Below are 26,651 nucleotides of genomic sequence, written 5' to 3'. Positions count from 1 at the left end.
AATACAAAATACCTTCAAATGACAGGGCACATACTACAAAAAAATGCCCCAACGCGCCATGATATGATTGTTTTTCCGTAGAGGACGCGCACAGACAGTTCCGGAGCCGGAGAATTATCTCCGATGAGAATACCTTTTTCGATCCGCCGCACAGGAAAAGCTCTTTTACGTTACATTATACGGACTTCCGTCTGCGTACCTCCGCCCTGTCTTCACGAGGCTCCGGCGCGGAAAAGCCCGTTCCGCACTCCCCGGAAGAAAAAACAGTACGGAACCGTTCTCAGACGGCCGCCCCGCTCCCGGCAGGGAAACGGCGCGGAGGCAGACAGCTCCCCCTGCCGTGCACCGCGCCGGAGAACGGCCGCATCCGTCTCCCGCAAGGGGCAGAAAGGCGGAACGCCGTCTGCTTCGGCGCAGGATTCACAGGGCGTGAAAAAAGGCCCCCTCCGCTCGGGAAAGGGCCTTTTCCGTTTCTTTTTCCAGCTTACAGTACCTGTTTCAGGAACTGCTGAAGCCGGGGATGCTTGGGATGCTCGAAAATCTCTTCCGGGCTCCCCTGTTCCAGAATCTGTCCCTTGTCCATGAACACCACCACGTCGGCCACGGTACGGGCAAAGCCCATTTCATGGGTCACGCAGATCATGGTCATGCCGTCGCGGGCAAGGTTCACCATGACATCCAGCACTTCGCCCACCATTTCCGGGTCCAGCGCGGAGGTAGGTTCGTCGAACAGCATGAGTTCCGGCTGCATGGCCAGCGCGCGGGCAATGGCCACGCGCTGCTGCTGACCGCCGGAAAGCATGGCGGGGTAGACGTGCGCCTTGTCGCTGATGCCCACCTTCTCCAGCAGCACCAGCGCTCTGTCCTCGGCCTCCTTGCGGGGCATACCGCGCAGTTTGCACGGGGCCATGGTAAGGTTCTGCAGCACGGTCTTGTGCGGGAACAGATTGAACTGCTGGAAGACCATGCCCAGATTCTGACGGATCTTGTTGATGTCGTTCTTCGGATCGTTCACATCAATGCCGTCCACGGAAATAAGCCCGCTGTTGATTTCCTCAAGCCTGTTGATGGAACGCAGCAGCGTGGACTTGCCGGACCCGGACGGGCCTATGATGACCACGCGCTGCCCCTGATACACATGCAGGGAAACATCCTGCAGGGCGGGCAGCTCTCCGAAGAATTTCCACACATGCTCGATGCGGATGACGGGTTCGGCGTTATTTGCGTTTGTCATAGTAGTTCAGCCTGGATTCCAGAATGCTGACAGCCTTGGACAGCAGCAGCGTAATGATGAGATAAATCAGAGCGATGATGGTGTAGGTCTCAAAATACAGGTAGCTTTTCGCGGCAAAGCTGCGGCCGAACTGCATGAGATCGGGCATGGCCATGACGGACACGAGAGAGGTATCCTTCAGCATGGCGATGCATTCGTTGCCCACAGGCGGCACGATGGTACGCAAAGCCTGGGGAAGCACCACGAACACCATGGTCTGCACCTTGTTGAAGCCCAGAGAACGCGCGGCTTCCGTCTGCCCCTTGGGAATGGCCATGATACCGGCCCTGAACACCTCGCCCATGTACGCCCCGTAACAGAAGCTGATGGCGATGACGGCGGAAGTCAGCCCGCTGACCTGCAGGAACTTCGCCAGCGCATAGTAGATGTAGAAAATCTGCACCAGCAGGGGAATGCCGCGTATCACTTCCACATAGGTGGACGCGATAAGGTTGATCACCCTGTTGCGCGAAAGCCTTCCGAGGCCCGTGATGAGCCCCAGAGGAATGGCGCAGATGATGGAGAAAATCGTCACCTCGAACGTGACGACAAGGCCTTCCGGAACAAAACAGAGAATTTCCAAGTAAGGATCGGGCCAGACGGTGCACAGGAACGTGAGCACGGCCAGAGCGCCCACCAGAGAAAGGGACCAGGCGTTGACCAGACTCCCCCTTTCCGTATCGGGCAGCACGAGGCCTCCGGCAGGAACCTCTATCTTCCCCTCCGGCGCAACTCCGGCAGGAAGGGAATTTTCCTCATTATCACGCATAGATCAGCAATTCCTGAAACTGAAGGTGCAAGGCAAGACGCCCTAGTCGCCCATCCACTTGCGGATGATTTCGGCCTCTATTCCCTTGGCGCGCACGGCTTCGATGCCCTTGTTCAGGCGCTCCACAAGGTCCTTGCGGTTCTTCTGCACCACGAAGCCGAAGGATTCCGTGGCTTCGGTACGGAAGGCGATGGAAAGCTGGTCGGCGAAACCTTCCTTCTGATTGGCGTAGTAAAGAGCCACGGGAGAGTCGCAGATAACGGCGTCGATGCGGGAGTTCAGCAGATCCTGCATGGCGAGACCCACGTTGTCGTATTCGCGGATGGTCATGTCCACGCCGCTCTTCTGCGCCACGAAAATACCGGTGGTGCCGATCTGTCCGCCGACGACGCGGCCCTTGAGAGCTTCGAAGTTCTCGGCGCTGTCGCCCTTGCGCAGCACCACGATCTGGCGCACGTCATAATAAGGCACGGTAAAGGCAAAAGCCTTCTGACGTTCCGGGGTGATGGTCACGGCGGAGGCGATCACGTCGTAGTTGCCCGCGGCGACGCCGGCGAAGATGCCGTCCCAGGCGGTCATGCGGAATTCCGCTTCCAGACCGACTTCGGCGGCGACGGCGTTCATCATGTCGACGTCGTAACCGACGATGCGCTTTTCATCGTCGAGAAATTCCATCGGCGGCCATTCGGGATTGGTGGCGACAACAATCTTTTCCGCAGCGGAGGCGGAAGAACACAGAAGCGTGGGCAGCAGCAGCGCGGCGCACAGAAGATGACGAAGCATGGTGACTCCTTAACTGACAAAGGTACATCAAAAAAGGCTGAAAGCTCAGCCCTCCCCCCTATGTTCCCGCCCGACGAAGCTCCCTTTCAAAAAAAGCCCCGGCAGACGTGGACACCCCACATATAATCCCCGTCACTATGAATGATACCGGGGCATGATGTCAAGGAAGGGGCGGCGGGAAGCGCGCCTCCTTTTCCCGGAGAGAGGGACCGGGCTGAGCAGATAACGGGCCCCGCCGGCATGACCGGCGGTTCCTCCTACGCGCCTCTTACCCGCCGCGCCCCGACAGGCGCATGTACGTCTGCCCTCTGCATTTCTGTTACCGGAGGCCCGCAGACGGACTTCCGGCGTACGGGATGCTGCCCCGTCTGCGCTGTCCCCGTTCAGTCGATTCCTGAGGCATCCGGCCATGGCTTATCCCTGCCTGCCGTATCGAGTACCCGCGGCACCAGAATTTCCGACTGCGACACCCGCACTTCAACGCGCCGAACTGTTCACATGCCATCAGGCTGCTCTTTCCTTTCACATATCCGGCGAACGCCGATACACTCATCCTGCGGGGTATTTCTGACAAGATATGGATATGGTCGGGGCAACATTCCGCCCCTGCTGTTTTCACGCCCTTCCCTTCACATGATGTTCCCACGCTTTCTCCATAACCCTTTTCTGGCAAGTCAAAAGGAGTGTTCATGCCATGCTCATAACGATACGTTTTCAGCCCCGGCCTGGCCGGGGCCTTTCTTTTAACCCAAAAGAGGCCGCCCTCTTCCGGGGGCGGCCTCTTCCGGCAAAAGAAGAAAAGCCTATTCCAGACCCATCCTGCGGGCGATGCTCTGAGCCGCGCGGCGGCCCGCGCCCATGGCCAGAATGACGGTGGCCGCGCCGGTCACGATGTCGCCGCCGGCGTAGACGTTGGGAATGGAGGTTTCGCCGTTCTCATCCACGGCGATGTAGTTTCTTTCGGTCAGCTTCAGGCCGGGCGTGCAGTCCAGCATGAGGGGATTGGAGCGCGTGCCCAGGGCCACGATGGCAAGGTCCGTCTCCATGACGAAGTTCTGCCCTTCCACGGGACGGGGACGGCGGCGGCCCGAAGCGTCGGGTTCGCCGAGTTCCATGCGCTGCAGTTCCACGCCGGTGAGGTGATTTTCCTCGTCGTACAAAAAGCGTACGGGCGCGGAAAGTTCCAGCAGCTTCACGCCTTCTTCCAGAGCATGTTCGATTTCCTCGCCGCGGGCGGGCATTTCCGCACGGGTACGGCGGTAGACGATATGCACGCTCTCCGCGCCGAGACGCAGCGCCGTGCGCGCGGCGTCCATGGCCACGTTGCCTGCGCCGAACACGGTGACGTGTTTGCCCGGAGCCACGGGCGTGTCATATTCGGGGAAGGAATGCGCGCGGCCGAGATTGACGCGGGTGAGGTATTCGTTGGCCGAGAACACGCCGATGCAGTTCTCGCCGGGCACGCCCAGAAAATACGGCAGGCCCGCGCCCACGCCGATGAACACGGCGTCGTAGCCTTCCTTGAGAAGTCCGTCCACGGTGACGGTACGGCCGCCCACATGGTTCAGACGGATATCCACGTCCATGGCGCGCAGGGCGTCCAGTTCATGGGCCACCACATCCTTGGGCAGGCGGAAGGCGGGAATGCCGTAGATGAGCACGCCGCCTGCTTCGTGCAGGCCTTCGAACATGGTCACGTCCACACCGAGGCGGGCAAGATACCCCGCGCACGTCACGGAAGAAGGACCGGAACCGATGCAGGCCACGCGGCGGCCCACCTTCCTGATTTCCGGGGCCTTTTCGGCGGTCGCATGGTCGGCCACATAGCGTTCCAGGCGGCCGATGGCCACGGGCTGCCCCTTCTTACCGAGAATGCAGCGGCCTTCGCACTGCTTTTCCTGCGGGCACACGCGGCCGCACACGGCGGGCAGGCTGCTGGAAGCATGAATGATGCGGCTCGCTTCGTCGATATCGCCTTTCACCACTTCGGCGATGAAATCGGGAATGGCGATGTCCACGGGGCAGCCGGTACGGCACAGAGGCTTCTTGCACTGGAGGCAGCGGGTCGCTTCCGCATGGGCCATTTCCGCAGTGTAGCCCAGAGCCACTTCACCGAAGTTTCTGATACGTTCCTCGGGAGCCTGGCAGGGCATTTCATGACGGGGAATCTTCGCCCCACGGGTAACTTCCTGACTCATGCTAGGCCTCCTTCCTTTCAAAACAGTTGCAGCGGTGATGTTCGCGGGCCTGGGCCTCCTGGGTACGGAAGGAGCCGAGACGGCTGCGCAGTTCCGCAAAGTCCACCTTGTGGCCGTCGAATTCCGGGCCGTCCACACAGGTGAACTTCATCTCTCCGCCCACGGTCACGCGGCAGGCGCCGCACATGCCGAGGCCGTCCACCATCAGGGAGTTGAGGCTCACGGTGGTGGGCACGTTGTACCCGCGCGTAAGCTCGGCCACGGCCTGCATCATGGGCACGGGCCCCACGGCCACCACTTCGGCAATATTGCCGCCTTCGCTGTCCAGGCGGCTGCGCACAAGGTCGGTCACGATGCCCTTCCGGCCTTCGGAACCGTCGTCCGTGGAAACGAGCACCTCGTCGCAGAACAGGGAAAGTTCCTTCTGGAAAAGAAGCAGATCCCTGTTGCGCGCGCCGATGCAGGCGATGACGTAGTTGCCCGCCTCATGGTGCCCCTTGGCGATGTGATGCATGGCAGCCACGCCGGTGCCGCCGCCCACGCAGATGACCTTCTTCGGCGCGGGGAACTTCTCAATCCGCGTGGCACGTCCCAGGGGACCGCACACGTCGAGTATTTCCTGCCCTTCTTCCAGCTCCTCCAGCATCTGAGTGGAACGGCCCAGCACCAGATACACGATGGTGATGGTGCCGTGTTCCTTGTCGGTATCGGCAATGGTGAGCGGGAAGCGCTCGCCGTTCCCGTCCACACGCAGTATGACGAAATGGCCGGGACGGGCCGTGGCGGCAATCTGCGGGGCGTCCAGCACCAGCTTGCTGGTACGGCCGGGAATCAGTTTTTCCTTGTGCAGAATTTTCGTGGGCATAAAACCTCCATGCATCCTTGTCCGGATCGGAAACCGTGCGCGTGAAAACGCGGACGGCTGCGGCAGATATGGCGCGACGGCTCCTGCCGGGCGGAAACGCTCCCCCGGAAGAAAGCCGCCTTAAAGCTGTACGGGAATTTGCGTGAACGCGAAAAACTCCAGAGCCTTTGCCTTATCCATAGAAATAAAAAGGCGGCCCGTCAATGCCGTCTCCCGCAGCGCCCCTTCTCACAGGGCTTTGCGGCAAAAAACAGGGGCGGAAAACAGACCGCGGGAAAAGCGGCCCGGCGCATGACAGGAACGGCAGACGGCGCCTGCCGCCCCTGCGCCGGAAATTCCGAAGCGCTTTCCGTAAGCCTTCCCATATCCCTTCCGCATCACACAACGAGAGGGTACGGCGCGGCCGGGCTTTTCACGAAGCCGGAACGTTCCGTGACGGGGCGCAAGCGCCGCTCAGGCGTGCTTTCCTGCGGGAACCGCGCCCTGCCCGGCGTGCAGGTGGGGTCTGCCTACAAGAGGATGAAAATCCTTCCTTGCCGCATCGTATTCCAGAAGCTCCCCGCTCTGAAGATCGAAATACCAGCCGTGCAGGAAAAGCCTCCCCTCCTCCACCGCGTTCTTCACCCAGGGGAAGGAAAGAAGATTTTCCAGAGACAGGCGCACGCTCCACAGTTCGCAGGCTCTGGCCCTGTCGGCCGCACAGGCCCCGGGTTCGGCCTCATCCGCCTTTTCCAGCGCACGCCGCGCCACATCCACCCACGGACCGATGAACTCGTCCCCTCCATGCTCCCCGGTTCCCGAAACCAGAGCCTGTATGCCGCCGCAGCAGGCGTGCCCCATGATGATGATATCCTGCACCTGAAGATGCTTGACGGCATATTCCAGGGCGGCGCTCACGCCGTGCCTTCCGCCGTCCGGCGCGTAGGGGGGAACAAGGTTGGCCACATTGCGGACCACGAAAAGATCGCCGGGGCGGCAGTCGGTAAGAAGAACGGGGTCCACGCGGGAATCGCAGCAGGCGATGACGAGCGCGAGCGGATTCTGCCCGTTTCTGAGAACCTGAAAAAGGGGTTCCTCAGGGTGATACCAGCGATGCTGGAAACGACGGAACCCGGAAGAAAGACGGAGCACCAGCGGATGCTGACGGCCCGCCCTGTGCGTACGAACGACATGAAAGGACATTAACGCCTCGAAATAAAAAAATATCCTGAAAAACGAACATATTATAGCGATTTCCGCTTCCACAGGCAAGCGGCGCGCTTTTTCCTTGACAGGACGCGGCAGTTTGTATATTCAAAAGGAACGCAAAGGGGAGTAACTGGGATCGTGAGTCCCGGGCAATGTCAACAGCATGGAGCGTCCGCTTCTGGCATTGCCGTCAGCCCGTCTGATGAGTGAGACCTTGCGGCAATGAATGTTGCCGGAAGGTCTTTTTTGTGTCTTCCGGCAAAAATGGAAAACTCTGGAGGATACACATGTTCGGACACTCTCTCATTGAAGTGGGCGTCTTTTCCGTACTGGTCATCGCCTGCATGTGGCTTGACCTTCGTTCCCACAACGACGACAAACCCGTCACCGCCCGCAACGCCGCCATCTGGACCACGGTGTGGATCACCCTCGCCTTCGCCTTCGCCGGCTACATCGGCTGGAACGAAGGCCCCGCGCAGATGCAGCTGTTCATCGCCGGCTATCTGCTTGAGGAATCCCTCTCCGTGGACAACCTCTTCGTGATGATGGCCATCTTCACTTCCTTCGGCATCAAGGATGCCTATCAGCACCGCGTGCTGTTCTACGGCATTCTGGGCGCCGTGGTCATGCGTCTTCTCTTCGTGGCCGCGGGCAGCTCCCTCATCAAGCTCTTCGGCCCCTATGCCCTTGCGGGCTTCGGCGTATTCGTGCTCTGGACGGCCTGGAAGATGTTCCAGTCCCTCGGCAAGAAGAACGACGAAGACATCGACTACTCCCAGCACTGGGCCGTGCGCTGGACCCAGAAGTTCATCCCCGTGTACACGCACCTGCACGGCCACGACTTCTTCGTGCGCACCGATGAAAACGGCACTCCCGTGGAAGCTCCCAAAAAGCATGCGGAAGGCGGCGCCGTCAAGCTGGCCGAAAAGCCCGTGGGCAAGGTGATCTGGAGAGCCACGCCTCTGTTCCTCTGCCTCGTGGTGATCGAAATTTCCGACATCATGTTCGCCTTCGACTCCGTGCCCGCCGTGCTGGCCATCACGCCCGACCCCTTCATCGTGTACACCAGCAACATCTTCGCCATTCTCGGCCTCCGTTCCATGTTCTTCCTGCTGGCCGCCGCCAAGCGCTACCTGCGCCATCTGGAAAAGTCCGTCATCGCCATCCTCGCCTTCATCGGCATCAAGATGCTGCTCGACGTGACCGGCGTCATCCACCTGCCCGCCATGATCTCCCTGAGCGTGGTGGTCGGCTTCCTTGCCCTCGGCATTCTGGCTTCCTTCCTGCCGGAAAAGAAGGCGTAAACGCAGCATACGCCTGACCTGCGGCGGCCTCCGGGCCGCCGCTTTTTTATGCCTTCCCCTGTTCCGCCGGAAGACTTCCCCCTGTTTCCCGCCGGCTTCGCTTCTTTTCTCAGCGCCCTACCGTACGCTCCCTCCCGCATACGCGCCGCCCACAGATCGCTTTCTCCGGCGCATCTCCGCCCGTCGCCCTGCCGCAGAAAAACAAGGATGCCCCTCCCTGCCCGGCAGGCTCCACGCCCTCCCACACACGGCACCGGAAAAAGGCCTCCCGGCCATTCGCACGCCACGCGGCATATCCCGGAAACATGCCGTTTTCCGGCCTGACGCGCCTGAAGTACGTCCCGCAGACGGCCTGGCACTTTCCCTTCCCCGCCCGGACGGGCAGAACGACAGGGGACTCCACCGGCATGTCCGGCATTTCCTGTGTGCGGCCGACAGGGCATGTACGCTGCTTTTCTGTTGTCGGTGGCCCCCGCAGACGGGCTTCCGCCATACGAAGAGTCCATGCTTTCCGCGTTTATCCCCGGCCAGATGATGCCTAGGTTCAGGACTCATTAAATATAAAAGATGACAATGGCAGCGAGACAAATAGCCGAAAAGAACGTGTGGGCACAACGGTCATAACGCATGGCTATTCTGCGCCAATCCTTGAGTCGGCCGAACATGATTTCTATCTTGTGCCGCTGCTTATAAACCTCCTTGTCATAGGCCACCGGAGTTTTCCGGCTGTGTCTGCCGGGAATACACGGCGTGATTCCTTTACGGGACAAGGCATGACGAAACCAGTCGGCATCATAGCCTCTATCCGCCAGAAGCTCCCCGGCCTGCGGCAGAGTATCAAGCAGGACAGCAGCGCCTTTGTAGTCGCTCACCTGACCGCCGGACAGATGGAAGGCCAACGGTTGACCGAAGGCATTGCAGACAGCGTGGAGTTTTGAATTCAGGCCGCCNCGGCTGTGTCTGCCAGGAATGCACGGCGTGATTCCTTTACGGGACAAGGCATGACGAAACCAGTCGGCATCATAGCCTCTATCCGCCAGAAGCTCCCCGGCCTGCGGCAGAGTATCAAGCAGGACAGCAGCGCCTTTGTAATCGCTCACCTGACCGCCGGACAGATGGAAGGCCAACGGTTGACCGAAGGCATTGCAGACAGCGTGGAGTTTTGAATTCAGGCCGCCTTTTGTGCGTCCGATACATCGGGAAAGGCCCCTTTTTTCAGCAAACTTGCTGCTGTCCTGTGTGCCTTGAGATGTGTGGCATCAATCATCAAGCGTGTTGTGGAGCCGTTTTGCTCAACAAGCTCCGCAAAAATCCTGTTAAAGACCCCCAATCGGCTCCAGCGGATAAAACGATTGTAGAGAGTTTTGTATGGTCCATACTCGCGCGGAGCATCTTTCCATTGCAGGCCGTGCTTGATGACATAGATAATGCCGCTGACGACACGCCTGTCATCGACTCTCGGAATGCCATGGGAACGAGGAAAGTAGCGTTTGATACGAGCAATCTGTTCATGAGAAAGATAAAAAAGTTCCTTCATGGCATCCTCCCTATGCCGACAATAAGAACTTCTTACCCTTTTGGCAATTAATGAGTCTTGAGCCTAATCAGTCCATAGCCTGTTTGTGCGTCTATAACCTGTCAAACTCCATGGTTTGTCAGCTTTGGTGCTCCGGGTCCACACAGGAGCTTTTTACAGAACAAGGGTTGAAGGCTCATGGTCCGACTGGGTAGGCATCTTTCCAAAGACCGGCGGAATATTGCTTGGGAATCTGGATTTATGGAATCATTACATCATAAAAAGATTCAATCTTGAATACGGAAGGCGCACGTTTCGCATCTAATGTGAAAATCAATCCCAGTACGGATAAAATATATGCTAAAGGACTGGTAGGTGCTGTCACAACTGCGACGTGGGTAGCAGCCGCCAAGGCCGGGGGAAGCCTTTTGGAATCGGACAAAACGAATGGGGCGTTTACTCCGTTTATCCGGTACAAGTCGGCCAACGGCGTCTTTGTCCTGAACGGCCACGTCGACGGGATGCTTATCTCGTATCTCACCGATGCTAACGTGGAAGCCGGTACGAATTCCGTGTCGGAATCTCTTGAGTTTACCGAGGCCGGTCAGCTGGTTTCCTCCGGAGGTTTCAAGGGAGCGCTAACCGGTAATGCCAGTACCGCGACAAAAGCGACTCAAGATGCGTCCGGCAATGTGATCACGTCAACGTACGCGACGAAGACAGAGATGAACGCTGTGAAAACCACGGCGAATAATGCCCTGCCGAAGTCCGGCGGTACCATGACAGGAAACATAAATATGAACAGCAAGAATATCACCGGCCTGAATCATCTGCTGTTTTCCAATGGTGCGGAGTTGTGGATAGCATGAATCGTCGAATTTTCTCGATTGACTTTTCTAAGAAAAACGCCCAGTTAAGATACATATTTCATTATTAATCATTATCCAACGCGCCTTATATCCTCCCCCTAAAGGGAGAGGTTTTACGGCGCGTTGGATAAGAAAAGGAGCAAACAGGTTGCCTGTCCAGAGAGCCGCGATGGTACTGCGCATATGCTCCACAGATGCCATGATACAAACCTCTTAGCACATGGTCTCTTTCACTTTTTCCGATAGACGCTTTCCTACTTCCTCGTAGTGAAGACGAAGAGTTTTTTCAATCGATCCTGGATCCTTTGAGCGCACTGCTTCGGCAACAATCATGTGCCTATTGTAAAACTCCTTAGGAGAAAACAACTTTTGCCACAAAGGATAGTATAAAAATTTAGCAAGAGAAGAGCATGAAGTACGCGCGATTTCGACAAGTTTTTCGTTATCACAAGCAGAGAGCAATGTGAGGTGGAAGTTTTCGTCTATTTCCGCAAATGTGTTGATATGTGAGTCGTAGTCAACTTCTTTATTGAATCTATCTACAGCATTATTAAATTTTTTTTCTTCTTTTTCAGTCCATAGGTGTATAGACTGTGCCACACCAACACCTTCGAGAACTCCAGCTATAATATAACTGTCATATATTTCTTTTGGGCTCATTGTTTTGATATGTTTATGCTTTTGTGGCTCATAGCAGATAATTCCCTGTTGACCTAGAATCAACAAGGCTTCGCGAACCGGGGATCTGCTTACTTTTAATTCATCGCAAATGGCTTTTTCTATCACAGGATCCCCTGGGCGTAATTCCCCTGCGCGGACAAGGTTGCGAATATACTCTGCAATTTTGATGCTGTAAGTTTCTCTGATTTTGTTCATAGCAAGCTCGATGATGGAAGTTTTGAAGTTCGTATTCTATCTATCGAGAATGCCAAAATCAAGCTCTGTAGAACGGCAACGCCCCCGATATCGTAGATACCGGGGGCGTTGGAAAAAGATTTTGCTAAACTAGTTCATGAAAGTAGGCAGATAGGCATACAGAGCCGGAGATCCGCCGGTGTGCAGGAACAGCACGTTGGAACCTTCGGCGAAGTGCCCCTTGCGCACGAGGTCAATGAGACCGGCCATGGCCTTGCCGCTGTACACGGGGTCAAGCAGGATGGCTTCCGTCTGGGCAACCAGCTTCACGGCTTCGACCATGCCGGGGTTGGGTCTGGAATAACCGGGCTGATAGTAGTCGCCGTAGCAGACAACTTTTTCCTTCGGAAGCTGCACGCCGGCACCGATGTAGTCGAGAGTTTCCTGAGCGAGCTTATGCACGATGCCCTGCTGCACGTCGCCGGGGCGGCTCACGTCGATGCCGGACATGGGGATATCCATGTTGTTGCCGTAGAATCCGGCAATCATGCCCGCATGGGTACCGGCACTGCCGCTGGGCACGATGACATGGTCGAAGTTCAGGCCCATTTCGAACATCTGCTGCATGATTTCCTGAGCGCAGGAAACATAGCCGAGGGCGCCGATCTTGTTGGAGGCGCCGCCGGGCACGATGTAGGGCTTCCTGCCTTCAGCGCGGAGCTTTTCGGCCACCTTTTCCATTTCCTCCATCATAGGAGATCCGCCGGGAACAACGGTGATGCTCTTCACGCCGAGCAGATGATAAAGGAAGTTGTTGCCGGAAGCTTCGGGGTTGTAGCTGCCGGGCACGCGCTCTTCGAGCACCAGATGACAGTCGAGCCCTTCATGCACGGCCCAGGCGAGGGTCAGACGGCAGTGGTTGGACTGCACGGCGCCACAGGTGATGATGGTGTCAGCGCCCTGAGCCAGAGCGTCGGCAATGGAGAAGTCCAGCTTACGGGTCTTGTTGCCGCCGGCGCAGCCGGGAAGCAGATCATCACGCTTCATGTAGATATTCACCTTGCCGCCAAGAGCCTTGGAGAAGTTGGCAAGGTATTCAATAGGAGTGGCTTCCTTGACATATCCGCGACGGGGGAATTTGGCGAGATTCATAGTAAACTCCTTTTGAAATCTCTTAGTTCATGTTGTTTTTTAGTCTTTCCGGGCAACTGGCCCGGATCAGTTCCCGGGCGAGAACGCTGGTGGCGTCTACGACGGGAGTGTCCCACAGTACGGACTCCGTGACCGCTACGGGAATTTCCGTGCAGCCCAGGAGTATGGCGGAGACCTGTTTCTTTTCCACGAGACGCCGGGCCGTATCGAGAAGAATCTGGCGTGCCTTCGGGGAAACAGGGTCGGAAAAAGCCTTGACGCCGAATTCGGGATCGCTGATGGCACGTTGCACAAGAGCGCAGTCTTCGTCATCGGGGAGCACGGGCTCAAGTCCGGCCTTTTCCAAAGCATCCTGATACAGGCGGGTCTGCAGCGTGGCCACGGTACCCATAAGGCCTATGCGGCCTCCGTTGGGGCACATCGAGCTCACATGCTTCACCGCGCTTTCGATGATGGACACAAAGGTCACATCAAGTCCGGTTTCCCGCAGGCGCTCCAGCGCCACATCGAGAATACGAGGGCTGTGCGCCGTGTTGCAGGGCATACCTATGACACGGGCACCGTTTCTGGCGAGCTGAACCATGATGTCACCTATGTCCTCCCCGGGATTTTCCTTCTTCTGCCCCAACAGATAGGCGGGACGTTCCGGGATCCATCCAGGGAAGGAATGGAGCATAATCGGCAGATGTTCCTGATCAGTACTCGCTTCCGTCCAGCGGAATATTTTTCTGAGGAGGTCATACCCGGCATACGGACCGAGACCGCCGACGATGCCTATAGGTAATGGTATCATTTCATGATGAGCAACACGCTGAATCACAATGTTTTCCTTAATGCTGTAAAGCTATGCAACGTTTTTGAATGTTTCCTTATCGAGCAGATGAGAGCTGGACGCGACGGCTACAGCAGCAACTACGTCGCAGAAAACGTTCATGGGAGTACGAATCATATCGGAGAAGCGGTCAACACCAGCCAATATAGCGATACCTTCGAGCGGGATACCTACGGTGGGGAATACGATGGCAAGGGATACAAGCGCACCACCGGGCACACTGGCCGTACCAAGGGTGGCCAGAGTAGACATAACCACAACACGGAACTGGGTGGCTAACGATGCGTCAAGATTAAAGAACTGGAACATGGTGACGCAGGCAACAGCCAAATACAGAGCGAGACCGGCGCTGCTCAACGTCATGCCGAGGGGAAGAACCAGACGGGTCACTCTGGGGTCCACACCATAGCGTTTTTCACAGTCTTCCATTTCCACAGCAAGGGCCACTGCGCTGGAAGTCGTACTGAAGGCAATCATACCCATACGGTAGAGCTTACGGGTAAACGTGAAGGGTGAAATTCGGGCATATGTGCATACACAAAACAGCATGCACAGATAAGTAACTATGGCGGCGATGAAAAGGGCCAAAAGGAACTTGAGCAGAGGGAGAACAACAGCAATACCGACGACACCCGTAACCCAGCCAAGCAAAGCAAAGACACCGATAGGAGCAACTTTGAGAATAAGGTGCATCATGCCAAGGATAATGGTGTTGACACTGCGAACCATCTCAAGTGCACGTCCACCTTCTTCGGTAGTATTGGCCAAGCTGAGCGCAACACCGCAGACCATGGAGAAGGCAATGATCTGTACAGTGGAGCCCTTAGCCATACTCTCTACAATATTTTTGGGGAAGAACTCGGTGATAGCTGCTCCCCAGCTCATAACTTCTGAACCACCTTTGTATTCCATGCCAGCGATGGCGGGAATACCGATGCCAGGCTGAAGGATGTTCACCATCACCAAGCCACTGATGGAGGCAATAATTGTCGTGATGAAGAACACCAAGAGCGTTTTTCCGCCAAGGACTCCAAGGTCCTGTGACTTCAAAGCACCCACTGCTTCAATAACCGCCCCGGCAAGCAGAACGGAGATGGACATCTGAATAAGGCGCAGGAAAATATCACCGATAAATTTGATTTCTCCCATGGTAGGACCGAGCAGCAGCCCACCGGCCAGGCCACCAAGCATGCCTATCATAACCCATGTCGTATCACTAAATTTTTTCATACTTTACCCGTTACACATTGTTTATGGGATGTACTTCGTAATTTCGCTCATATTACTTGGTTACTATCCTTTTTTTGCCATACACAGCTCCTTGGATACATCATTGACGAAATTTGTTCGTTATACCTTGTGAGTTGAATAACGTTCAGACAGCCTTTGCCACTTTAAAATCTAACAGGCAACCGTTACTTCGATCTCCACTTGTCCGTTCATCGGCAGCTGGTGAACAGCGACACAGGAGCGCGCAGGATAAACTCCATCGAAGAATTTGGCATATACTTCATTCACTACGGTAAAATCGGCTATATCGACAAGATAAATGGTAGTCTTGACGATGTTTGCAGGAGTAGCGCCGATGGATTCGAGAAGAGCCTTGATATTCTTCAAAGACTGCTCTGCCTGGGCTTTTACGCCTCCTTCCGCAAGCTTTCCGGTGGCAGGATCAATACCCAGCTGACCGGAAAAGAATGCCATGTTTCCGGCGCGAGTTCCCTGTGAGTAAGGTCCAATCGCGGCCGGGGCCATGTCAGTGGAAATGACTTTGATGTCCATGTTCCCATCCTTTTGATTTGCAGGTTAAAAAACTTTTTCACAATCGAATGTCGACATTTTAGACTATCCTCACATATTGTCAAGACAGGATCCGCCCTCAGAAGAGAAAAAAGAAAAGAGCTCGGGGACTCCCAGGCTCTTTTCATAGTCATAATTTTATCAAGGAATCTGTTGTGTTAGAACATGAACATACCCATACCTGCAATAACTACGCTCAACAGTATCCAGGAAAGCACAATGACTATTGGTGAAGACTTCCAGATGCTCTTGGTGCTGGCCCACTCATTGCCATGCAGCAGTGCGGCGCTGAAGCTGGCAGCAGGCGTAAGGAAGGCAAGGTGCATGCTGATGACCACCATGATGACAGGAATTTCAAGTCCGACACCGATATTGGTGCAGTAGCGTAATCAGATTGGACGAAAAATCACATTTTAAGTGTTGAAGGTTAATTCAATAATTTTATCCAGCGCGCCGTAAAACCTCTCCCTTCAGGGGGAGGATATAAGGCGCACCTTGACTGGAATTTCATCTTTTAATTCCCTGAGAAATATCGTATGATGTTCTCATGAAAAGACTACAAGCGTATAAATTCCAACTGAAGACGAAAGCAGCCCAGAAGAGCCTCATGAGAAGGTTTGCCGGGGGCTGCCGTTTCGTTTGGAATAAAGCGCTTGCTCTTGAAAAAGAAGCCTATGAGGAAACAGGCAGACGTCTTGGCTATTCAAACCTGTGTGTTCATCTTCGTGACTGGAAGCAGGAAGAAGAAACTTCTTTTCTTAAAGAAATTAACGCCCAGATTCTTCAGCAGACTCTGATGGATCTTGATCGGGCATATCGGAATTTTTTCTCCAGAAGAGCCACCTTCCCAAAATTCAAGAAAAAAGGTGTTCACGACTCATTCCGCTTTCCTCAAGGCGGAAGACTGGAGGATTCTTCCAGAACGCGTGGTTTCAAGCTGGATGAACCCAACAGCCGCATATATCTTCCGAAAATCGGCTGGGTGAGCTACCGAAACAGCCGAAAGATGGAAGGCAAGCCCAAACAGGCCACGGTGTCCTATTCGGCGGGCAAGTGGTATGTGTCCATTCAGACCGAGCGTGAAGTTGATGATCCGATTCATCCTTCGGTAACAGCCATAGGCGTAGACATGGGAGTGGTCAATTTTGCCACCCTGTCCGATAGCACTTGTATTAAGCCTCTGAACAGCTTCAGAAGGTATGAGAAGAAGCTGGTGAAACTCCAGCGGAAGCTTGCCAAACGAACCAGGTTTTCCGCCAACTGGCAGAAGAGGAAAGCCAGAGTCCAGCACCTGCACCGGAAAATAGCCAACGTGCGTCATAACTTTCTGCACAAGACTTCTACCACGATCAGCAAGAACCACGCTGTCGTGATAGTTGAAGATCTTCATGTGAGAAATATGACGCGTGCAGCTGCCGGAACCATCGAGGCTCCCGGACATAATGTTTGGGCGACAGCCCGCAGGAATCTCTCCATTCTTGACCAAGGGTGGTTTGAGTTCCGCAGGCAGCTCGACTACAAGCTGAAATGGCTGGGCGGAAGACTGATAGCCGTACCGCCGCAGCACACCAGCCAGAGATGCAGCAGATGCGGGCATACAGATGCGCGCAGCAGAAGAACTCAGGCTGATTTCAGATGTACGGCCTGCGGTTTCGAGAGTAACGCCGACCACAATGCGGCATTGAATATACTGGCGGCCGGGCAGGCCGTGGCAGCCTGTGGATCGGGAAGGGCTCAAGCGCCCGCGTTGAATCAGGAACCCACCTGTGGGGCGGCCTGAATAGGACGCTACCGATAGGACTCTCCGACCTTCAGGCCGGGGAGGATGTCAAACGGTTGTTTGATTTAATCATATAATATGAAGAGACAGTTAGGACCGCCCCTTCAAGGGGCGGTTTGATTGGTTAAAAGCCCCCCAGCTAGGCTGGGGGTTCCCGAAAACTTATAGTTATGCGTAAGTTATAAACACTCCTTTTGATTTGTTAAGAAAGAGGTGCGGTCTGGCAACTGCGCCCATAAGCAAATCAAAAGGAGGTCACAATGGGTGACACAAAGAAGTTAGCGCATACGAAATGGAACTGCAAATATCACATAGTCTTTGCACCAAAATATCATCGACAGGTTTTCTATGGTGAGAAGAAAAGGTCCATTGGAGAAATATTGCGGAAATTATGTGAATGGAGGGGGGGGTAAACATAGTAGAAGCGGAATCTTGTCCCGACCATATCCATATGTTGCTAGGCTCAGGACTCATTACTTGCCAAAAGGATAAGAAGTTCTTATTGTCGGCATAGGGAGGATGCCATGAAGGAACTTTTTTATCTTTCTCATGAACAGATTGCTCGTATCAAACGCTACTTTCCACGTTCCCATGGCATTCCGAGAGTCGATGACAGACGTGTCATCAGCGGTATTATCTATGTCATCAAGCACGGCCTGCAATGGAAAGATGCTCCGCGCGAGTATGGACCATACAAAACTCTCTACAATCGTTTTATCCGCTGGAGCCGATTGGGTGTCTTTAACAGGATTTTTGCGGAGCTTGTTGAGCAAAACGGCTCCACAACACGCTTGATGATTGATGCCACACATCTCAAGGCACACAGGACAGCAGCAAGTTTGCTGAAAAAAGGGGCCTTTCCCGATGTATCGGACGCACAAAAGGCGGCCTGAATTCAAAACTCCACGCTGTCTGCAATGCCTTCGGTCAACCGTTGGCCTTCCATCTGTCCGGCGGTCAGGTGAGCGATTACAAAGGCGCTGCTGTCCTGCTTGATACTCTGCCGCAGGCCGGGGAGCTTCTGGCGGATAGAGGCTATGATGCCGACTGGTTTCGTCATGCCTTGTCCCGTAAAGGAATCACGCCGTGCATTCCTGGCAGACACAGCCGAAAAACTCCGGTGGTCTATGACAAGGAGGTTTATAAGCAGCGGCACAAGATAGAAATCATGTTTGGCCGACTCAAGGATTGGCGCAGAATAGCCATGCGTTATGACCGTTGTGCACACACGTTCTTTTCGGCCATTTGTCTCGCTGCCATTGTCATCTTTTATATTTAATGAGTCCTAAACCTAGGTGCTCAGATATCGTTGTCTGGCTTTTCCCTGCCGCATCGACACAGGAAACGGGCGGCAAAACGCACGGATGCGATATCAGGGGCGCCGAAGCTTCCGCAGGGCATCAGACTGCGCTTCCCCTTCCACGCCCCGACATGCGACGATACGCCCGTCTCCGGCGGCATGTCCCACAACCTGCGGGCATGACCGGAACAACATCCGCTTCCCCCATGCTTCCTCCCTTCCGCTCCCATGGTCTTCGTCATCTTCCCCGCGCCCTGTTTCTTCTCGCCAGAGAAAGCCTGTCTGCGGCATTTCGGGGCATCTCCATGGGAACCGGCAGCCATGTTCCGTATGCGCCCGCTTCGTTGTGGCATCCCTCGTGAACGCCTTGTGACCTGCTCCGGGCATGACTGCCGGAACGCCCCATGTTCTGCCGGAATCCAAAGAAGCTTTCTGACGCATCACAGCCATACGTTTTCCCCCCCCACGCCCGGCCGAGGGAGCTTAAAGGAACAGACCGCAACGCCTGCCGTTTTCTGCCTCTCCCCTATACCGGAAGACGACGAGAACATGTTCCCGCAGACAGAGACGGCCCTGTCCGCCCCGTCGGAATGCCGAACACACGGCCTTTAAAACATTCAGCCGACTTTCCCGAAACTCTCGGAAAAGCCGGCTGTTGACGATAGGGCGTCGCTTCTGCGTGTATCAGTTTTCCCACTTGCCTTTCACATAGCGGGGAAGTTCCGTCAGCTTGCGGACCTTGACGCAGCGGAACTGACCGTTCGCAGCTTCCTTGCGGGTGCTGCCCTCGCTCTCGAAGGTAAGCTCTTCGTAGCGGAGCGTCGCCACATAGTCAAAATGCTTGCTCTTGCTCTTGCGCATCTGCGCCGTGGCGCTCTGCCTATTGATTTCCGTGAACGTGGCAATGTACTTGGAGCCGCGCTTGAACACCTGCGGACGCGCACGATTGACGGTCATGCGCTTGTTGGCGCTGGTGATGTACTGATTGACGAAGGCGTCGAGATCGGCCTGAATTTTGGATTCATTAGCCGCAAAGGAAGAGCAGGGGTCCAGCAGAAGCAGACCACAGAAAACGATACCCATCCAACACTTACGCAACATGAAGGAAACTCCGTTCTTGCAGAAAGCAGAAAGGGGCCCGGAAAACCGGGCCCCTTTGATTATAGAGGCTCAAAAATTAGTTGAAAAGCAGCTCAACGCGACGGTTCAGGTAACGGCCTTCTTCGGTGGCGTTGTCGTACTTGAAGGACTTGCCCATGCCGATGGCGGTCAGCTTGGAAGCAGGAACGCCCTGTTCCACGAGATACGCCTTAACGGTATTGGCGCGGTTCTGAGAGAGAACCTTGTTGTAGGCGTCGGTACCGATGGAGTCGGTCCAGCCTTCCAGGGTGACGTGCACGTTCTTTTCCTTGAGCACGGCGGCGGCTTCGTCGAGGATGCCCTGAGCCTTGGCGTCGAGGGCATAGGAGTCGAAGGCGAAGTTGACGCCATGGAGCACCAGAGCTTCTTCAGCAGCAGCGCCGGTGTAGAACACGTCGGCCACGAACTGGTTCAGAGCGTTCTGGTCGGCCATGAGGTCGGCGCCCTTCACGGACACGGAGCAGGAGTTCAGACCGGCGATCTTGTCGAGAACGGCCTGACCTTCTTCAGTGTCGGCAAAGGAGATGATGTGGAAGCAGATGCCGGGCTGAGCCTGGTAGATGGCGGCGGCTTCGGCCACAGGATCGACGCCGAGGTTGTTGGCGCCGTCGGAAGCGAGCACGATGGCGGTAGGACGGGCCATGGAGGCATAGTCGCCGGAGTTGACGGCAAGGCCGTCGCCCATGGGAGTCATACGACCGAACACCGCGCCGGCGTCTTCAAGAGAGGCGATGCCTTCGGCCATGGCGGAACGATCCCAGTCGCCATAGGCAACCACGCGGCCCGCGGGAGCAACGGTGTGCAGGGAGGCCTTGTAGCCGAGGTCGGGAATGGCTTCATTCACGGCGGCGAGAACCTGCTTGGCGGCGGCGGCCTTGGTCATCTTGAACGTGTCGGACTTCATCATCATGGAACCGGACTGATCGGCCAGAAGATCGAAGCTGTCCACCTTACGGACAAGATCCGCAGCCTGAGCGGCAGAGGCAATCCCCATCACCAGGGCCGCAGCAAACAGCGCATGACGAAACGTTTTCATGGAATCCTCCATCAACTTAAAATGTTATGGCAAACTCGGATACCTACATCTCTATCAAAGGCTCTGCACGCAGGCAAGTAGAAAAAAAGGCGAAAGAGAAGCTCTTTCGCCTTTTCCTAAAGCTGTCCGCTATGCGATCAGCACAAGAATACCGGTTTACACGCAGCCGGTGGGCTTGGGCAGACCGGCCATCTTGCAGGCGCCCTTACCGGGGCCGGAGGGGAACAGTTCGTAGATTTCCTTCAGCTTGTAGCCGGTGTTCTTGGACATGATACGCACCATGGGGGCGATACCATTCTTCTTGTAGTAGTCCTGCAGGAAGTCGATAACCTTATGATGATCGGCGGTGAGTTCCGGAATACCTTCGGATTCCTTCACGAATTCGAGCCATTCAGGGCACCAGTCTTCGAAGCGAAGCAGGAAACCGTCTTCGTCGACTTCAAAGGTCTTTCCCTGGAAAGAAACTTCAGCCATGCGCGTCCTCCTTGGACATGTTGGGACTGTGGGAAATTGCCTGCACAAGATGCAGGCTCACATACGAAAAGGAAAAAAGAATGCCGTTCCTTCTGTTCACGACAGCCTGCCACAAATAGGGGGAAATGACAAGCCCTGCCGGCGATTCTTTTTGCCCGGGCCGCAAAGAGTCTCACCTGAACGGGGAAATCCCCGAAAGACACTTCACGATGTACCCGCCGAAGAAGCCTAATACCTTGTTTTGCGCCGGGACGCAAGGGTTTTCTCAAGCTTCCCCTTTTCCTCCGGCGGGAAAACAGGGAAGCGCCCGGAGGCGCTTCTCAGCACGCAGGCCCTAGCGGGGCATACAGCACTTCTTGTACTTCTTGCCGCTGCCGCAGGGGCAGGGATCGTTGCGGCCGATCTTCGGAGTTTCGCGGCGGACGGGCTGCTTGGCGTACACGTTGCCTTCCACATAGAACCATTCGTCGCCTTCCCTGCGGAAGAAGGCGTCCTCGCGCAGTTCCTGGGGCACGTTCTGCACGCTGTAATGAGCGCTGAACTTCACCTCGCCCGTGGTGTCGTTCTCACCGCCGTCGACGGTCTCCATGATTTCAAGGCCTTCCCAGGTCATCATGGACGACCATTCCTTGATCTCGTCGGCAGAGGCATCTTCGCGGAACTGAGGATGCGTGGTATCCGTGAGATACTGGTAACGGCCGAGGCAATGGGCCGTGTAGCGCGAACGCATGAGGGCTTCGGCCGTGGGGGCCTTGGCCTTTCCTTCGATATACTGGCCGCAGCAGGCATCCAGTTCCAGACCGGAGCCACAGGGACAAAGACTCATAGGCGTCTCCTCCAAAAAGGTTTGCGCGCAGTGTGCCCGCATTTTCATCAGAACACAAGTCCGCAGAGGGCAGAAAAAAGCCCGCCGGAGAGGGAAGCCGACGGGCGAGTGGTGTTGATGGATTTCCAAAGGAATGTACCATCTATTATGCAAATTTCATGCCAAACATGATATATTTTTATTTTCACATATAAAAACAGCATGTTATATTTTTACCTCCCGTTTTATCTCCTGAAAAAGGGACAAAATCCGTATTTTTTTTTGAACGCCCGCCCCGTCTGCGGAAGAGTGGTGCAGACGGGCTGAAAAATTTTTGAACCCCGGAAAAAAACATGGCCGGCGCAGAAGGAAGAACTGGCCGGCTTCTCCGAAAAAATATGCTTCCGCCCCGTTTTTCAGACCGCAGAACGACGGAACAGGGAAAAAAACGCCCCCGCTCCCCTTTTCCTGACCGGAACCGAGAAAAAAAAAGACGCGCGTCTTCCCTTCTTCCTGCCGGACACGCCGGAATTTCCCGCGCATATCGCGCGCCGAAAGCCAGAAAACTGTCGGAAGCCCCCGGTTCCGGGGAAATCCCCTTCTCTGTCCCGCCATGCCGGAGGCAGAACCCGGCCCGGGGAAGAAAGCTTCCCGGCAAAGAGCAGAAATTTTGACACGCCCCTTTCCGAAGCGGAGCGGAACGGTTCTCAGAAAAACATGCCGCAGGGGCATACGTTCCGGCGGCAGCTCCTCTCTTCCGCGGGAAGCATTCCGTCATGGAAGTCTGCTTCCGCCCGCGCGGCAACGCACAGAGGCTCCCAGCCTGCGCCGCCATGGGCGTTGCGGAGAAAATTTTCCGTATGGTCCCGAAAGCGGTCTCCGTCCGCCGCAAAGAAGACGCCGGAAGGGAGGATGCCGGGCTTGCCGTTCGTTTTCGCGGAAAAAGAAGACGTTCCGGGGAAGAACGCGTATGCCGGACATGCGAAGCCGCGGCCTTTTCCGAATACGGCCGAAGCTTCCGCCGAAGCAGCCTCAGGCTTTTCAGGCCATGTCTTCCAGCCGACGGAAACGGCGCAGCGTAAGATGGCACACGGCTATGGCCAGCGCGTCGGAACTGTCCAGCGGGCCTTCGATATGCGTCCTGCCCAGAAGACGCGCCACCATGAAGGCCACCTGCTCCTTTTCCGCCCTGCCCGTGCCCACGAGCGTCTTTTTCACCAGCGTGGGTTCATAGTCCTGTACGGCAAGACGGAAGGAGGCACAGGCCGCTATGGCCGCACCCCTGGCCTGCGCCAGCTTGATGGTGGAGGCGATGTTCTTGGCCGTGAACACCTGCTCCACCCCCGCCTCATCGGGACGATACTCCTCAATGATGTCGTGCAGGCCGTGATAGATGCAGGCAAGACGTTCGGGGAAGGTGGCGCCCTTCACACGCAAAGCGCCGTTGGCCACCAGTTCCAGCCGACCCGAGCATTCGCGCACGATACCCCAGCCCGTGATGTTGGAACCCGGGTCTATGCCGAGAACGGAAACGCCTCTGGAAGAGGAAAGGGACATGGCTGCCTCTTGCGAAAAACATTGCAGACGGGTTCCTTACGCCGAAAAGTCGCGGAAGAAACTCGAAACACGGTTCCATTCGGACAGGCCCGGTGCGTATCCCGGAAGAAAAAACGGGAAACGGTCATCCCGGAAGAGCGTCTCGCACCGGAAGCCGCGGCGCCTGCCCGGCGCAGAAAAAAGGCCGGGGCAGAAAATCTGTCCCGGCCGGATATGCAAAGCCTGCGCGCCGATTATTCGGCGGGAGCTTCTTCAGCGCCTTCCATGAACACGGAGACCATGGTGAAGTCGGACTTGTACACGGCCTTCACGCCTTCAGGCAGGGGCATGTTGGAAACGCGGATGGTCTGGTTGAGTTCCATACCGGAAACGTCGAGGCTGACCTTGCGGGGCATATCGGCGGGCTTGGCGGAAAGAACCACTTCGTCGCGGTAGGTTTCCATGGTGCCGCCCATCTTCACGCCCTTGGGGGTGCCCACATATTCCACCTGCACCTTGACCTTGATTTCCTTGTCAAGATCCACGCCGAAGAAGTCGACATGGGTGAAGGTGTTCTTCACGGGGGAGTACTGAGCGTCCCACACGAACACGGGGTGCAGGGTCTTGACGCCGTTTTCGTCTTCGATTTCCAGCTGGAAGACGTTGGTGCGGCCCACCTGTTCGTAGATCTTGGTGAGGGGCAGTTCAGCCATCTGAACGGCGATATTCTGGCCGTCGGCGGTGTAGTAGACGCCGGGCACCAGAGCTTCGGTACGAAGGCGGCGATTGGCGCCCTTGCCGAAAGCGGTACGCTTCTTCACAGAAAGGGTTTTCAGTTCGGACATGATGCTTTCTCCTTATGGGCCGTCTCCCGTCGAACGGGGCGCGGCGCGATATATCGTCTTCAATCCCCTGATTTAGAACAGGGCGCTGACAGAAGAACCGTCGTGAATATTGCGGATACTCTTGGCCAGAACTCCGGCGATGGAAGCCACGCGGAGCTTTTCACACTGGGCGGCATGGTCGCCGAGCGGAATGGTGTCGGTTACGATGATTTCCTTGAAGGGAGAATCATTGAGGCGCTCGCAGGCAGGGCCGGAAAGCACGGCATGGGTCGCGCAGGCATACACTTCCTTGGCGCCGCCTTCCATGAGGATGTTGGCGGCGGTGCAGATGGTGCCCGCGGTATCGATCATGTCGTCCACAAGCACGGCCGTCTTGCCGGCGACATCGCCGACGATGTGCATTTCCGCCACCTGGTTGGGACGGTCGCGGCGCTTGTCGATGACGGCAAGGCTGGCGTCCATCTTCTTGGCGAAGGAACGGGCACGTTCCACGCCGCCGGCGTCGGGAGAGACCATGACGATCTCGCCGGAAAGGGCGCTGAGTTTCTTCAGCAGCACGGGGCGGGCGTACAGGTTGTCCACAGGGCAGTTGAAGAAGCCCTGAATCTGACCGGCGTGCAGGTCCACCGTCACGATGCGCTGAGCGCCCGCCACGGTGAGGAAGTCGGAAACGAGCTTGGCGCTGATGGGCGCACGGGGGCTGACCTTGCGGTCCTGACGGGCGTAGCCGAAATAGGGAATGACGGCCGTGATGCGGCCGGCGCTGGCACGCTTCAGGGCGTCGAGGATGAGGCACAGTTCCATGAGGGACTTGTTGGCCGGGGCACAGGTAGACTGAATGACGAATACGTCATGCCCGCGCACGCTGGCGCCGATTTCCACACGCAGCTCGCCGTCGCTGAACGTCGTGCAGAGCGCAGGCGTGAGGGAGCAGCCAAGGTGGTCGCAAATATCCATGGCCAGCTGTGGATTGGCCGTACCCGTGAGAATTTTAAGGTCGCCGTACATAGGAGCATGCCTTCCTGAGTAAAGTATCCAAAAGATACAGAGCGCCGCCGCCAGGCGAGGCCGAAACATAACGACACATGGCTGGGGCGGCAGGATTCGAACCTGCGAATAGCGGACCCAAAACCCGCTGCCTTACCACTTGGCGACACCCCAACATTTCCAGCCGGCAGGATGACTCACAAAAGGAAAGGGCCGAACACTTCCGCCTCTTCTCCTCTTTCCCGCAGCGTGCGGACGGCTTGAGCCGCGCGTTCAGGATTACGGAAAAGTCCGAACAGTGCCGAACCGCTTCCACTCATACCCGCGATATCCGCACCCTCCCGTAATAACTGCATTTTTAATGCCGCCAGTTCAGGATGAGCCGCAAAAACCACAGGTTCGAAGTCGTTCTTGCCATAGAATGACTGGTAACTTGAACGGTTATTTTTATCTGCCTTCGTTTTCTCTGTCAAGGAAAATGACATCATTTCTGCGTCCCACGCGGCATAGGCCCATGCCGTATCGACATGAACATGCGGGCAGACAAGGACGCAGCTCATGCCTTCCACGCCGCTTTCCGCCTCGGAAAGCTTCTCTCCTATGCCCTCGGCGAGGCAGGGCCTGCCCCTGAGAAAAAAGGGAACGTCCGCCCCCACGCGCGCGGCAAGCGCCGTCATCGTCTCTTCCGGCAGAGGCTGCGGCGCATGGCGCTGAAGCCAGAGGAGCACCGCCGCGCCGTCCGCGCTTCCGCCGCCGAGTCCCGCCCCGTGGGGAATGCCCTTGACAAGTTCCACATCCACGGCCGGGGCAAAGCCCGAAGCTTCCGCATACAGATCATAGGCGCGGGTGAGCGTGTTCCGCCCGGGATCTATCCCCGGAGTGTCGCAGCGCACCAGAAGGCCGCGCTCCCGGCCGCCGCTTCGGAAGACAAGCGTATCCGCAGGCCCCGGCAGAGGCACGAACAGCGTTTCCAGTTCATGGTAGCCGTTGGAGAGCCTGCCCGTGATGAACAGAAAAAGGTTGATTTTGCCCGTGGCGCGAACCGTTTCCTCACCCGCGAAAAAGCTTTCCTTCCCCATGGCGTCTCCCGGAGGCTTCCGGCCACGGCGCTTTCCGCGGCCCGGCGTAAAAGATTCCCTTTCAGGGGCCTTCCCCTGCGACGGGGAGGCCCGGCCGACTCAGCCTTCCTTCCGGTGCTCGAGACAGGCCTCGATGGCCACGGACTCTTCCGGCAGTTCTCCGGCAAGAGCCGCCGCTGCGGCCTGCGCAGCGGCAAGGGCGTACAGCCTAGCATGAGGCCCTTCTTCCGCCTCGGCCACGGCCACGAACATCCCTTCCTCATTC

Annotated in this window: 24 protein-coding genes, 1 tRNA gene and 3 pseudogenes; 6 read left to right on the top strand and 22 right to left on the bottom strand. The window is 56.4% G+C overall.

The genetic code is table 11. The features are described 5' to 3' along the window. Nucleotides 1-484: 484 nt before the first annotated feature. The 7 genes and pseudogenes from CZ345_RS03355 to CZ345_RS03325 all read right to left on the bottom strand — a co-directional run bounded on the left by CZ345_RS03355 (nucleotide 485) and on the right by CZ345_RS03325 (nucleotide 7,070). Nucleotides 485-1,234, bottom strand: coding sequence for an amino acid ABC transporter ATP-binding protein (locus tag CZ345_RS03355; RefSeq protein WP_077071781.1), 750 nt, complete (start codon nucleotides 1,232-1,234; stop codon nucleotides 485-487). Continuing rightward, entirely contained in the window at nucleotides 1,218-2,042 is an 825-nt protein-coding gene (locus tag CZ345_RS03350) for an amino acid ABC transporter permease (RefSeq protein ID WP_077071780.1), read from the bottom strand. The genes CZ345_RS03355 and CZ345_RS03350 overlap by 17 nt, the downstream gene beginning before the upstream one ends. Nucleotides 2,043-2,084: 42 nt before the next feature. Further along, complete coding sequence (locus CZ345_RS03345) at nucleotides 2,085-2,825, bottom strand: basic amino acid ABC transporter substrate-binding protein (RefSeq protein ID WP_077071779.1); 741 nt, start codon at nucleotides 2,823-2,825, stop codon at nucleotides 2,085-2,087. A 432-nt stretch (nucleotides 2,826-3,257) separates the two neighbouring features. Further along, a pseudogene (locus CZ345_RS17660) lies at nucleotides 3,258-3,435 on the bottom strand (transposase); the annotation flags it as partial. Between the two features lie 193 nt (nucleotides 3,436-3,628). Then, nucleotides 3,629-5,023, bottom strand: coding sequence for an NADPH-dependent glutamate synthase (gene gltA / locus CZ345_RS03335; RefSeq protein ID WP_077071777.1), 1,395 nt, complete (start codon nucleotides 5,021-5,023; stop codon nucleotides 3,629-3,631). A 1-nt stretch (nucleotide 5,024) separates the two neighbouring features. Next, nucleotides 5,025-5,888 carry a sulfide/dihydroorotate dehydrogenase-like FAD/NAD-binding protein gene (locus tag CZ345_RS03330; RefSeq protein WP_077071776.1) on the bottom strand — a complete coding sequence of 288 codons (864 nt, stop codon included), beginning with the start codon at nucleotides 5,886-5,888 and terminating at the stop codon, nucleotides 5,025-5,027. Nucleotides 5,889-6,341: 453 nt separating this feature from the next. Continuing rightward, the gene (locus CZ345_RS03325) at nucleotides 6,342-7,070 is read right to left on the bottom strand and encodes a carbonic anhydrase (RefSeq protein WP_077071775.1); all 729 of its coding nucleotides are present in this window, start codon (nucleotides 7,068-7,070) and stop codon (nucleotides 6,342-6,344) included. 293 nt (nucleotides 7,071-7,363) lie between these two features. Between CZ345_RS03325 and CZ345_RS03320 the strand changes: the two genes are divergently transcribed. Further along, on the top strand, nucleotides 7,364-8,380 hold the full coding sequence (locus tag CZ345_RS03320) for a TerC family protein (protein WP_077071774.1): 1,017 nt from the start codon (nucleotides 7,364-7,366) through the stop codon (nucleotides 8,378-8,380). Nucleotides 8,381-8,934: 554 nt separating this feature from the next. On the opposite strand, the pseudogene CZ345_RS17770 reads toward CZ345_RS03320, so the two are convergent. Further along, nucleotides 8,935-9,917: pseudogene (locus CZ345_RS17770) on the bottom strand (IS5 family transposase). A gap of 272 nt (nucleotides 9,918-10,189) precedes the next feature. Here CZ345_RS17770 and CZ345_RS03300 point away from each other — a divergent pair. After that, a complete protein-coding gene (locus CZ345_RS03300; RefSeq protein WP_144277223.1) occupies nucleotides 10,190-10,765 on the top strand; it encodes a hypothetical protein in 576 nt (191 codons plus the stop codon). 213 nt (nucleotides 10,766-10,978) lie between these two features. Here CZ345_RS03300 and CZ345_RS03295 read toward each other — a convergent pair whose 3' ends face one another. The 5 genes from CZ345_RS03295 to CZ345_RS03275 all read right to left on the bottom strand — a co-directional run bounded on the left by CZ345_RS03295 (nucleotide 10,979) and on the right by CZ345_RS03275 (nucleotide 15,386). Then, the gene (locus tag CZ345_RS03295; RefSeq protein ID WP_077071770.1) at nucleotides 10,979-11,641 is read right to left on the bottom strand and encodes a GntR family transcriptional regulator; all 663 of its coding nucleotides are present in this window, start codon (nucleotides 11,639-11,641) and stop codon (nucleotides 10,979-10,981) included. Between the two features lie 129 nt (nucleotides 11,642-11,770). After that, nucleotides 11,771-12,772, bottom strand: coding sequence for a D-cysteate sulfo-lyase (gene cuyA / locus CZ345_RS03290; protein ID WP_077071769.1), 1,002 nt, complete (start codon nucleotides 12,770-12,772; stop codon nucleotides 11,771-11,773). 22 nt (nucleotides 12,773-12,794) lie between these two features. Beyond that, a complete protein-coding gene (locus tag CZ345_RS03285) occupies nucleotides 12,795-13,592 on the bottom strand; it encodes an aspartate/glutamate racemase family protein (protein WP_239446598.1) in 798 nt (265 codons plus the stop codon). A gap of 24 nt (nucleotides 13,593-13,616) precedes the next feature. Beyond that, a complete protein-coding gene (locus CZ345_RS03280) occupies nucleotides 13,617-14,834 on the bottom strand; it encodes a dicarboxylate/amino acid:cation symporter (protein ID WP_077071767.1) in 1,218 nt (405 codons plus the stop codon). Between the two features lie 171 nt (nucleotides 14,835-15,005). Then, entirely contained in the window at nucleotides 15,006-15,386 is a 381-nt protein-coding gene (locus CZ345_RS03275) for a RidA family protein (protein WP_077071766.1), read from the bottom strand. 237 nt (nucleotides 15,387-15,623) lie between these two features. On the opposite strand from CZ345_RS03275, the gene CZ345_RS16840 reads away from it, so the two are divergent. The 4 genes and pseudogenes from CZ345_RS16840 to CZ345_RS16120 all read left to right on the top strand — a co-directional run bounded on the left by CZ345_RS16840 (nucleotide 15,624) and on the right by CZ345_RS16120 (nucleotide 18,463). Continuing rightward, the gene (locus CZ345_RS16840) at nucleotides 15,624-15,788 is read left to right on the top strand and encodes a hypothetical protein (protein WP_154674797.1); all 165 of its coding nucleotides are present in this window, start codon (nucleotides 15,624-15,626) and stop codon (nucleotides 15,786-15,788) included. A gap of 163 nt (nucleotides 15,789-15,951) precedes the next feature. Further along, entirely contained in the window at nucleotides 15,952-17,184 is a 1,233-nt protein-coding gene (locus CZ345_RS03270; protein WP_077071765.1) for an RNA-guided endonuclease InsQ/TnpB family protein, read from the top strand. A 260-nt stretch (nucleotides 17,185-17,444) separates the two neighbouring features. Further along, nucleotides 17,445-17,644: pseudogene (gene tnpA, locus CZ345_RS03265) on the top strand (IS200/IS605 family transposase); the annotation flags it as partial. 64 nt (nucleotides 17,645-17,708) lie between these two features. Next, nucleotides 17,709-18,463 (top strand): IS5 family transposase gene (locus CZ345_RS16120; protein WP_239446597.1). Its coding sequence is split into 2 segments (ribosomal slippage): nucleotides 17,709-18,042 and nucleotides 18,042-18,463, totalling 756 coding nucleotides; the frame shifts between segments, so codons are not numbered across the junction. A 705-nt stretch (nucleotides 18,464-19,168) separates the two neighbouring features. Here CZ345_RS16120 and CZ345_RS03245 read toward each other — a convergent pair. The 9 genes from CZ345_RS03245 to ispE all read right to left on the bottom strand — a co-directional run bounded on the left by CZ345_RS03245 (nucleotide 19,169) and on the right by ispE (nucleotide 26,386). After that, nucleotides 19,169-19,585 (bottom strand): hypothetical protein, encoded by a 417-nt coding sequence (locus CZ345_RS03245; protein WP_144277222.1) that lies wholly within the window; start codon nucleotides 19,583-19,585, stop codon nucleotides 19,169-19,171. Between the two features lie 76 nt (nucleotides 19,586-19,661). Further along, nucleotides 19,662-20,660, bottom strand: coding sequence for an OmpA family protein (locus tag CZ345_RS03240; RefSeq protein WP_077071761.1), 999 nt, complete (start codon nucleotides 20,658-20,660; stop codon nucleotides 19,662-19,664). A 156-nt stretch (nucleotides 20,661-20,816) separates the two neighbouring features. Beyond that, entirely contained in the window at nucleotides 20,817-21,134 is a 318-nt protein-coding gene (locus CZ345_RS03235) for a TusE/DsrC/DsvC family sulfur relay protein (RefSeq protein ID WP_077071760.1), read from the bottom strand. A gap of 334 nt (nucleotides 21,135-21,468) precedes the next feature. Beyond that, on the bottom strand, nucleotides 21,469-21,960 hold the full coding sequence (locus tag CZ345_RS03230) for a YchJ family protein (protein ID WP_077071759.1): 492 nt from the start codon (nucleotides 21,958-21,960) through the stop codon (nucleotides 21,469-21,471). 1,020 nt (nucleotides 21,961-22,980) lie between these two features. After that, entirely contained in the window at nucleotides 22,981-23,496 is a 516-nt protein-coding gene (ruvC, locus tag CZ345_RS03215) for a crossover junction endodeoxyribonuclease RuvC (protein WP_077071756.1), read from the bottom strand. Nucleotides 23,497-23,729: 233 nt separating this feature from the next. After that, nucleotides 23,730-24,320, bottom strand: a complete 591-nt coding sequence (locus CZ345_RS03205) for a 50S ribosomal protein L25/general stress protein Ctc (protein WP_077071754.1) — start codon at nucleotides 24,318-24,320, stop codon at nucleotides 23,730-23,732. Between the two features lie 72 nt (nucleotides 24,321-24,392). Beyond that, nucleotides 24,393-25,328 (bottom strand): ribose-phosphate diphosphokinase, encoded by a 936-nt coding sequence (locus tag CZ345_RS03200; RefSeq protein ID WP_077071753.1) that lies wholly within the window; start codon nucleotides 25,326-25,328, stop codon nucleotides 24,393-24,395. A gap of 78 nt (nucleotides 25,329-25,406) precedes the next feature. After that, a tRNA-Gln gene (locus tag CZ345_RS03195) sits at nucleotides 25,407-25,481 on the bottom strand. Between the two features lie 23 nt (nucleotides 25,482-25,504). Then, nucleotides 25,505-26,386: a 4-(cytidine 5'-diphospho)-2-C-methyl-D-erythritol kinase gene (gene ispE / locus CZ345_RS03190; RefSeq protein ID WP_077071752.1), complete on the bottom strand. Its 882-nt coding sequence runs from the start codon at nucleotides 26,384-26,386 to the stop codon at nucleotides 25,505-25,507. Nucleotides 26,387-26,651 lie beyond the last annotated feature (265 nt).

The sequence above is a fragment of the Mailhella massiliensis genome (assembly GCF_900155525.1).
In the GTDB taxonomy this organism is placed as follows: domain Bacteria; phylum Desulfobacterota; class Desulfovibrionia; order Desulfovibrionales; family Desulfovibrionaceae; genus Mailhella; species Mailhella massiliensis.
The sequence above is the reverse complement of the archived record's forward strand: the minus strand, read 5'-3'. Positions and strand labels throughout refer to the sequence as shown.